Source organism: Lentzea sp. CC55 (genome assembly GCF_021056325.1).
In the GTDB taxonomy this organism is placed as follows: Bacteria; Actinomycetota; Actinomycetes; order Mycobacteriales; family Pseudonocardiaceae; genus Lentzea; species Lentzea jiangxiensis.
Genome location: NZ_JAJCXE010000013.1, coordinates 87,103 through 97,046 on the forward strand (window position 1 = coordinate 87,103; position 9,944 = coordinate 97,046).

The window sequence follows — 9,944 nt, forward strand, 5'->3', positions numbered from 1 at the left end:
CAAGATCACGAGCGCCGGCTCAGGTGCCGAGCTGTTGGTCGATGAAGGCGAAGAGCTCGTCGTCGGACGCCTCGGTGAGGTCGGTCCGCGCCACAGCTCCGCGGGAAGGCACTGGTGCGGAGCCGAACTCCGCGACGAGCGCGTGCAGGCGCTCCAGGACGGCGGCGCGCGCCTCGCTGCCGGCGTCGAGGCCGCCGAGCACGTCGGCCGCCCGGTCGAGGTCGCGCAGCAGGGCGTCCGCCGCGCGCTCGGGGCCCGCCAGCTCGCCCCACAGGTAGTCCGCGAGCGCGAGCGGTGTCGGGTGGTCGAAGACCAGGGTCGACGGCACCGACAGCGACGCCGCCGCGTCGAGGCGGTTGCGCAGCTCGACGGCGGTCAGCGAGTCGAAGCCGAGCTCGCCGAAGGCGCGGTCCGGTTCGACCGTCGCGCTGCTCGGGTGTCCGAGCACCTTCGCGACGACCTCGCGGACCAGGTCGAGCAGCAGGCGGCGCTGCTCGGGCTCGATGAGCCCGGCGAGCCGTTCGCGCAGGTCCGGTCCGGCCGTCGCGGCAGGGGTCTCCGCCCGCGGGCGGGGGATCTCCGCGAGGACCGGTGCCGGTCGCGAGGTGTCGAGGTAGGCGGGCCAGTCGAAGTCGGCCACCGTCACGGCGGCGTCGCCCGCGGCCAGCGACTCGACCAGCGCGTCGACGGCGGCCCGCCGAGCCATCGGCCGCAGTCCCATCCGGCGCACGCCCTCGTCGAGCGAGCCGGCCATGCCGCCCTCGGCCCACGGTCCCCAGGCCACCGCCGTGGCGGGCAGGCCGTCGAAGCGCCGCTGCTCGGCCAGCGCGTCGAGGTGCGCGTTGGCCGCGGCGTAGGCGGCCTGGCCACCGTTGCCGAGCACCCCGGCGACCGAGGAGTACAGGACGAACGCGTCCAGTTCGAGGTGCCGGGTGAGGTCGGCCAGGTGGTGCGCGGCCTCGACCTTGGGCTTCGCGACGGCGGCGAACCTCTCCGGGGTGAGGCTCGCGATCAGGCCGTCGTCCAGCACGCCGGCGGTGTGCACGACGACCCGCAGGTCGTCGAGCTCCGCCACGACCGAGGCCAAGGCCTCGCGGTCGGCCGCGTCACAGGCGTGGACGTCGACGCGCGCACCGAGTCCGGTGAGTTCCGCGGCGAGCTCACGCGCGCCGGGGGCGTCCTCTCCCCGGCGCGACAACAGGACCAGGTGCCGCGTGCCCGCCTCGACCAGCCGCCGGGCGACCACGGCCCCGAGCGCACCCGTGCCACCGGTGACCAGCGCGGTGCCGCTCGTGGTCCACGTGCCGGTGGCGGGCTCGGAGGGGACGAAGCGCCGGGCGTGCACGCCGGACGGGCGGATCGCGACCTCGTCCTCGCCGCCGGACAGCACCTCCAGCAGCCGCGCGACGGAGCGGGCGTCCGGGACCTCCGGCAGGTCGACGCAGCCACCCCAGGACCGGGGTTGCTCGATCGCCGCGACCCGGCCGACACCCCACACCTCGGCCTGCCGCGGCGAGGCGACCCGTTCGTGCCCGCCGACCGCGACCGCTCCGCGCGTGGCGCACCACAACCGGGTGTTCTCCCGCAGCAGCGCCGCGGCCGCCACGCCGTCGCCGACGAAGGCGAGGACGTTGCCCTCGCGGGCCTCGGCGGCGCTGACGACGGTCGTCCCCAGCGCTCGCGCGGCGGCCTGCGCCCAGGCGTCGTCCTGCTCCGCCACGACGGTCCAGGGTCCGGCCGGGCGGCCTGCCGAGGTCGGGACGGGCGTCCACCGGACGTGGTGGCGCCAGCCGCTCGCCCGCTTCGCCGGTGCGGGCGCGAGCCAGAACCGCTCCCGCTCGAACGGGTAGGTCGGGAGGTCGACCGGTTCGGCACCGGTGCCCGCGAAGATGCCGAGCCAGTCGAGCTTGACGCCGTTCGCGAACAGGGTGGCCTGCGCGTGCGCGGCGGTGGTGACCTCGTCGCGGTTCTTGCGCTGCACGGGCAGGAACAACCCGTCCGGCACGCAGTCGGCGCCCAGCGCGGACAGCGCCGAGTCCGGGCCGATCTCGACGAAGCGGCGGACTCCCGCGCCGTGCAGGGCGGTCACCCCGTCGGCGAAGCGGACGGTGCCGCGGACGTGCCGCACCCAGTACTCCGGGTCGGTGACCTGGTCCGCAGTGGCGAGGGCGCCGGTGAGGTTGGAGATCAGCGGGATGCGCGGCGCGGAGTACTCGACGTCGCGGGCGATCTCCCGGAACTCGGCGAGCATGCCGTCCATGTGGTGCGAGTGGAAGGCGTGGCTCACCGCGAGCCGCTTGGAGCGCTCGAACCGGGAGGCCATCCGGAGGACGGCGTCCTCGTCACCCGACAGCACGAGCGACTCGGGGCCGTTGACCGCCGCGATGCTCACGCCCGGCAGCAGCTCGATCCCGGCCTCCGCGGCCCTGACCGCGACCATCGCGCCGCCCGCGGGCAACGCCTGCATGAGCTTGCCGCGGGCGGCGACCAGCCTCGCCGCGTCCTCCAGCGACCACACGCCCGCGAGGTGCGCGGCGGTCAGCTCGCCGATGGAGTGGCCGAGCAGGTAGTCGGGCCGCACGCCCCACGACAGGACGAGCTCCGCCAGCGCCACCTCGAACGCGAACAGGGCGGGCTGGGTCACCGCCGTCTGGTCGAGGGCTTCCGGCACGGTGCCGTGCACGACGTCGAGCAGGGAGAAGCCGGTGTGCTTGTCGAGGTGTGCCGCCACCTCGGCGAGCTTGCCCGCGAAGATCGGGTACGCGGACAGCTCGCGTCCCATGCCGAGCCGCTGCGCCCCCTGCCCGGTGCACAGGAACGCGACCTTGCCGGTGCTCTGCGTGCCGGTCACCACCTCCGGCGACTCCGCACCGGACGCCAGGGCGGCCAGCCCGTCCTCGCCGAAGACCACCGCGCGGTGCGCGAGCGCGGCGCGGCCGGTGGCGAGCGTGAAGGCGACGTCCACGGGGTCGAGGCCGGGCACCCGGCCCGCCAGGCGCCCGGCCTGGCGGCGCACGGCCTCCGCGCTGGTCCCCGAGAGCACCCAGGGGACGCGGGCGGGCGGTGCGGGCGGTGCGGTCGTGCGCTCGGGGGCCGTGCGCGGCGGCGCCTCGCGGAGGATGACGTGGGCGTTGGTGCCGCTGATGCCGAAGGACGACACCGCCGCGGTGCGGGGGTGCCCGGTGGCGGGCCAGTCGCGGTGCTCGGTGAGCAGGCGCCCGTTGCCCGAGCTCCACGAGACGGCGGGCGAGGGCTCGGTGACGTGCAGCGTGCGCGGCAGCTCGCCGCGGCGCAGCGCCTCGACCATCTTGATGATCCCGGCGGCGCCGGCGGCGGACTGGGTGTGCCCGATGTTGGACTTGATCGAGCCGAGCCAGAACGGCTCCTCGCGGTCCTGGCCGTAGGTGGCCAGCAGGGCGTCGGCCTCGATCGGGTCGCCCAGCCTGGTCCCGGTGCCGTGCGCCTCGACGACGTCCACCTCGGTCGCGGGCAGCCGGGCGTCGGCGAGCGCGGCACGGATGACGCGTTGCTGCGACGGGCCGTTAGGTGCGGTGAGGCCGTTGGACGCGCCGTCCTGGTTGACCGCGGAGCCCTGGATCACGGCGAGCACGCGGTGACCGTTGCGCTCGGCGTCCTCGAGCTTCTCCAGCAGCAGGATTCCCGCGCCCTCGCCGAAACCGGTGCCGTCGGCGGAGGCGGAGAAGGACTTGCAGCGGCCGTCCGGGGACAGCGCGCGCTGCCGGGAGAACTCGACGTAGGTGTCGGCGATGGGCATGACGCACACGCCCCCGGCGAGAGCCATCGAGCACTCCCCCGTGCGCAGCGCCTGAACGGCCAGGTGCACGGCGACCAGCGAGGACGAGCAGGCGGTGTCGACCGTCAGCGCCGGTCCCTCCAGGCCGAGCGTGTAGGCCACCCGGCCGGACAGGACGCTGCCCTGGGTCCCGTTGCCCAGGAAGCCCTCGACGCCGTCGGGCAGCTCCCCGACGCCGGTGCCGTAGTCGCTGTACATGAGCCCGGCGAACACGCCGGTCGCGCTGCCCTTGAGCGTCGTCGGGTCGATGCGGGCGTGCTCCAGTGCCTCCCAGCTGATCTGGAGCATGAGCCGCTGCTGCGGGTCCATGGCGAGCGCCTCGCGCGGCGAGATCCCGAAGAAGCCCGGGTCGAAGTCGCCGGCGTCGTGCAGGAAGCTCCCCTCGCGGGAGTACGAGGTGCCGCGGTGGTCGGGATCGGGGTGGAACAGCTCGGCGAGGTTCCAGCCGCGGTCGGCCGGGAACTCCGACACCGCGTCGGTGCCGGAGGCGACCAGGTCCCACAGCTGCTCCGGCGACTCGACGCCGCCGGGGTACCGGCAGGCCATGCCGATGATCGCGACCGGTGCGTGGGCGTCGTCGACCAGCTTCCGGTTGCGCGCGGCCAGCCTGGTGCTCTCCTTCACCGACTCCCGCAGTGCCGCGACAAGTTCTTCGTTGGAGGGCATCAGGAGTTCTCCGAACCAGAGGTGAGTGACACGGTCTTGTCCCCGGCGGCCGCCATGACGCGCTTCACCAGTTCGTCGGCGTCCAACTCGTCGACCAGGTCGTCCGCGGGGGCCACCGCGTCCACGAGCTCGGCGGCGGCCTGGTCGTTCGCCAGCCGCACCAGCGCGTCCAGCACCCCGGCCGCCCGGAGCCGGTCGAACGGGACCGCGGCGAGCACGCGGCGGATCCGCTGCTCGTCCACCGGACCGTCGTCGGCCGGCTCGTCGAGGCCCGGCAGCAGCGACAGGACGAAGACGGCGATCGCGCGGGGTGACGGGTGGTCGAAGACGACCGTGGCGGCGAGGCTCAGCCCGAACGTCGTGTTGAGCCTGTTGCGCAGGTTCACCGAGGACAGCGAGTCGAAGCCCAGCTCGGTGAACGCGCGCTCCGGGTCGATCACCGCTCCGGAACGGTGCCCCAGCACGTCGGCGACCAGTTCGAGCACGACCTCCAGCACCGCGTCCCGCCGTTCGGGGGCGGGCAGCGCGGCGAGCCGTTCGAGGAGGGAGAGCTCCCCCGCCTCGGTCGTCGTCGCGTTCCGGCGGCCGGCCGTGCGCACCAGGCCGCGCAGCACGGGCGGGATCTCGGTGGTGCGCGCCAGACGGTTCAGGACGGTGAAGTCGAGCTTCACCGGCACCGCCAGCGCGTCGCCGGCCGCCAGTGCCGCGTCGAACGCGCGCATGCCTTCCGCGCGGTCCAGCGAGGAGAAGCCGTCCCGGCCGAGGCGGTACGCCTGCGCCTCGTCCAGGTGCACCGTCAGGCCCCGGTCCTGCTGCCACGGTCCCCACGCGAGCGACCGGGCGGCGAGACCGCGGGCACGGCGGTAGCCCGCCAGCGCGTCCAGGAAGGAGTTGGCCGCGGCGTAGCCGCCCTGCCCGGGAGAGCCCAGGACGCCGGCGGCCGACGAGTACAGGACGAAGTGCTCGAGGCCCATGTTCTGCGTGAGCTCGTGGAGGTGCCAGGCCGCGTCGACCTTCGGGGTGAGAACTGCGGCGAGCCGTTCCGGGGTGAACGCGGTGACGACGCCGTCGTCGAGCACGCCCGCGACGTGGACGACGCCGGTCAGCGGGTGCCCGTCCGGGATGCGGCCCAGCACGGCGGCGACGTCCCGGCGGTCGGCGGCGTCGCAGCGCTCCACGACGACCCGGGCGCCCAGGGCGGTCAGTTCGTCGCGCAGCTCCGCCGCTCCCGGTGCGTCGATCCCGCGGCGGCTGGTCAGGACCAGGTGCTTCACGCCGTGCTCGGTCACCAGGTGCCGGGCGGCCAGCGCTCCCAGGTCTCCGGTGCCACCGCTGATCAGCACGGTGCCCTCCGGGTCCCACGTCGCCGGGTCCCCGGCGGCCGCGGCGGGGACCAGGCGCGGCACGACCAGCTCACCGCCGTGTGCGGCGACCTGGGGCTCCCCGGTCGCGACGGCCTCGCCGACCGCCTCGGCCGGACCGTCGAAGAGGACGAACCTGCCGGGGTGCTCCGACTGGGCGGAGCGGACCAGGCCCCACACCGCGGCGGCGGCCGGACCCGGTTCGCCGGGCCCGGTCGCGCCGCTGGTGCGCACGACCAGGGTCGCCGCGGCGAACCGGTCGTCCGCGAGCCAGGTCTGCAGGACGTCCAGCACGGTCGCGGTGAGCCGGTGCGTGTCGGCGACCGGGTCGTCACCGGTCGGCGCGGAGAACACGACGTGCCCGGCGACGGGGCCGTCCGCGGGCAGGTCGGCGTAGTCCGTCCACGGCTCGGCGGCGCGGGCCGGCGTGCTCGACCATTCGACGGTGTAGAGGTTCTCCGGCGCGTCCGCGCCGCGCAGCTGGTCCGCCGCGACGGGCCGGACGACGATCGATTCGACGGTGAGCACCGGCTCGCCGGCGTCGTCGACCGCGGAGAGCGTGCCCGAGGTCCCGTCGGTCCCCGTCAGCCGCACCCTCAGCGTGCGCGCACCGGTGGCGTGCAGCGAGACACCGCCCCACGAGAAGGGCAGAGCCGGGGACTCCTCCGCGCCGGGAACCAGGAACAGGGTGTGCAGCACCGCGTCGAGCAGGGCCGGGTGGACCGTGAAGCCGTCGGCGCCGGCTTCCGGCAGGGCGACCTCGGCGAAGATCTCGTCGCCCCGCCGCCACGCCGCCCGCAGCCCCTGGAACACGGGGCCGTAGTCGAACCCGGAGTCGGCCAGGCGCCGGTAGAGGTCGGTGACGGCAACCGGGTCAGCCCCGGCGGGCGGCCACTGCACCGGTGTCCAGTCCTGGTCGGTGGCGGTGGGCCGCAGCCAGCCGTCGGCGTTGCGGGTCCAGGCGTGCCCGGCGGGAGCGCCGCGGTGGCGGCTGTGCACGGAGATCGGCCGCCGGCCGTCCTCGTCGGCGTCGCCCACGACCACCTGCAGCGCCAGCGAGGCGTCGGAGCTCAGCAGCACCGGCGTGTGCAGGGTCAGTTCCTCGACCGTCCGGCAGCCGACCTCGTCACCGGCGCGGATCGCGAGTTCGACCAGCGCCGCCCCCGGCACGATCACGGTGCCCAGGACGGCGTGGTCGGCCAGCCACGGGTGGGACGACAGCGACAACCGGCCGGCGAACAACGCCCCGTCCCCGTCGGCGGGCAGGATCGACGCCTCGAGCACCGGGTGTTCCGCCGAGGCGAGCCCGATCGAGCTCAGGTCGGCGGGAGCGTCGTCGTTGGCGAGCCAGTACGAGCTGTTCTGGAACGCGTAGGTGGGCACGTCGACGCGACGGGCACCCGTGTCGCCGAAGAACGCCGTCCAGTCGATCGGCGCGCCGCTGATGTGCAGCCGCGCCACCATCGTCGCCAGGTCCAGGCCCTCGGCGTGGTCCCTGCGCAGCGACGGGACGAACGCGGCGGCGTCGGGCCGCTCCACGATCTCCATCGCGGCGGCGGTCAGCACGCCGTTCGGGCCCACCTCGACGTAGCGGGTGACGCCTTCGCGTTCGAGCACGTTCACCGCGTCGGTGAACCGGACGGGCCGGCGGATGTGCCGCACCCAGTACTGCGGGTCGCCGACCTCGTCCGCGCCGGCCTGCTTGCCCGTGAGGGTGGAGATGATCGGGATGCGCGGCGCGGAGTACGTGAGCTCCGCGGTGGCGCGGCCGAACTCGTCGAGGATGTCGTCCATCAGCGCGGAGTGCGACGCGTGGCTGACGGCGAGCTTCTTGGCCTTGCGCCCCCGGTCCTTGAACCGCTGGGCGATGGCCGTGGCGGTCTCCTCGTCACCGGAGATCACGACCGACGTCGGCCCGTTCAGCGCCGCGAACCCGACCAGGCCGGTCAGCTCGGGCGCGACCTCCTCCTCGGAGGCCTGGATCGCCACCATCGCACCGCCCGGCGGCAACGAGTTCATCAACCGGCCGCGGATCGCGACGATGCGCGCGGCGTCGGCCAGCGACCAGACGCCGGCGACGTGCGCCGCGGCGAACTCGCCGATCGAGTGCCCCGCCACGAAGTCGGGGACGACGCCCCACGACTCCAGCAGCCGTGCCACCGAGACCTCGATGGCGAACAACGCGGGCAGCATGTAGTCGATCCGGTCGAGCAGCGCGGAGTCCTCGGCGAACACCACCTCGCGCAGCGGTCGCGGGAGGTGGGCGTCGAACTCCGCCGTCACGGTGTCGAAGATGGCGGCGAACGAGGGGTGGGTCGCGCAGAGTTCCCGGCCCATGCCGAGGTACTGCGCCCCTCCGCCGGTGAACAGGAAGGCGGTCTTGCCGCCGCTCGCGCCGCCCCGCAGGACCTGGTCGCTCCTGCCTCCCTCGGCGAGGACGGCCAGGCCGTCGAGCAGGCCGTCCCGGTCGGTGGCGAGGACGGCACCGCGCTCGGCGAGTGCGGTCCGGCCGGTGGCGAGCGAGTACGCGAGGTCGAGCGGGTTCGCGGCGGGGTCGGCCTCCACGGAGGACCGCAGCCGCCGGGCCTGCGCCGCGAGCGCTTCGCGGTTCGTCCCGGACAGCACGACGGGAACGGGCGGGTGCTCGCGGTCACCGGAGGAGCCCTCGGCGTCCGCTTCGGCGGGAGCCTCTTCGAGGATCAGGTGGGCGTTGGTGCCCGAGATGCCGAAGGACGACACGGCGGCGCGGCGCGGCTGGTCGCGCCGGGGCCACTGCTGAGCCCGCGTCAGCAGCTCGACGGAACCCGACTGCCAGTCCACGAACGGCGTCGGGGTGTCGACGTGCAGGGTCTTGGGCAGCGTGTCGTTCTGCAACGCCATGACCATCTTGATGACGCTGCCGACACCCGCGGCGCACTGCGTGTGGCCGATGTTGGACTTGAGCGAGCCCAGCCACACCGGCCGGTCGCCGGGGCGGTCCTGCCCGTAGGTCGCGAGAACCGCCTGCGCCTCGATCGGGTCGCCGAGCCGGGTGCCGGTGCCGTGCGCCTCGACCACGTCGACGTCCCTGGTCGAGAGCCGGGCGTCGGCGAGGGCCTGCGCGATGACGCTCTTCTGGGCGGGTCCGCTGGGCGCGGTGAGCCCGTTCGACGCACCGTCCTGGTTGATCGCGGAACCGCGGATGACCGCGAGCACGCGGTGGCCGTTGCGGCGGGCGTCGGAGAGCTTCTCGAGCATCACCATGCCGACGCCCTCGGACCAGCCGGTGCCGTCGGCGGCCTCGGCGAACGACTTGCACCGCCCGTCGGGCGACAGGCCCCGCTGACGGGAGAACTCGACGAAGACGCCGGGCCCGCCCATGATGTTCGCGCCGCCCGCCAGAGCGAGGTCGCACTCACCGCTGCGCAGTGCCTGCACGGCGAAGTGCATCGCCACGAGCGACGACGAGCAGGCGGTGTCCACCGAGATGGCGGGGCCCTCGAGGCCGAGGCTGTAGGCGATCCGGCCGGAGTGCACGGAGCACGTGGTGCCGGTGAGGAGGTATCCCTCCACCTCCAGGGCCTGCTCGTGCAGACGCGGTCCGTACTCCTGCGACGAGACACCGGCGTAGACGCCGGTCCTCGTGCCGGCCAGGGAGCCGGGGGCGATGCCCGCCCGCTCGATCGCCTCCCACGTGACCTGCAGCAGCAGGCGCTGCTGCGGGTCCATCGCCAGTGCCTCACGCGGGGAGATGCCGAAGAAGTCGGCGTCGAACTGGTCGGCCGTGTGCACGAAGCCGCCGGTGGTCGCGTAGCTGCTGCCGGAGCTCTCCGGATCGGCGTCGAACAACCCGTCCAGGTCCCACCCGCGGTTGGTGGGGAACGCGGAGATCCCCTCCCGCTCCTCGTCGACCAGCCGCCACAGGTCCTCGGGGCTCTCGACGTCACCGGGATAGCGGCAGGCCATCCCGATGATCGCGATCGGCTCCCTGTCGCGGGACTCCGCCTGGCGCAGGCGCGTCCTGGTCTGCTGAAGGTCCGCGGTCAGCTTCTTCAGCAGACCGACCAGCTTCTCTTGATCCGCCATCTCACAACCTCAAAAGGAATGTTGACCAGGACAGGGGC

At 74.2% G+C, this 9,944-nt stretch carries 2 protein-coding genes; both read right to left on the reverse strand.

The features are described from left to right. Positions 1-19 precede the first annotated feature (19 nt). A complete protein-coding gene (locus L6E10_RS08480) occupies positions 20-4,480 on the reverse strand; it encodes a type I polyketide synthase (RefSeq protein WP_236218478.1) in 4,461 nt (1,486 codons plus the stop codon). Next, positions 4,480-9,906, reverse strand: coding sequence for a type I polyketide synthase (locus L6E10_RS08485; protein ID WP_236218480.1), 5,427 nt, complete (start codon positions 9,904-9,906; stop codon positions 4,480-4,482). The genes L6E10_RS08480 and L6E10_RS08485 overlap by 1 nt, the downstream gene beginning before the upstream one ends. Positions 9,907-9,944 lie beyond the last annotated feature (38 nt).

What these genes read in the sequence shown, in the direction of transcription:
- L6E10_RS08480 (WP_236218478.1), bottom strand. Translation starts at nt 4,480, where the DNA reads ATGCCCTCCAACGAAGAACTTGTCGCGGCACTGCGGGAGTCGGTGAAG.
- L6E10_RS08485 (WP_236218480.1), bottom strand. Translation starts at nt 9,906, where the DNA reads ATGGCGGATCAAGAGAAGCTGGTCGGTCTGCTGAAGAAGCTGACCGCG.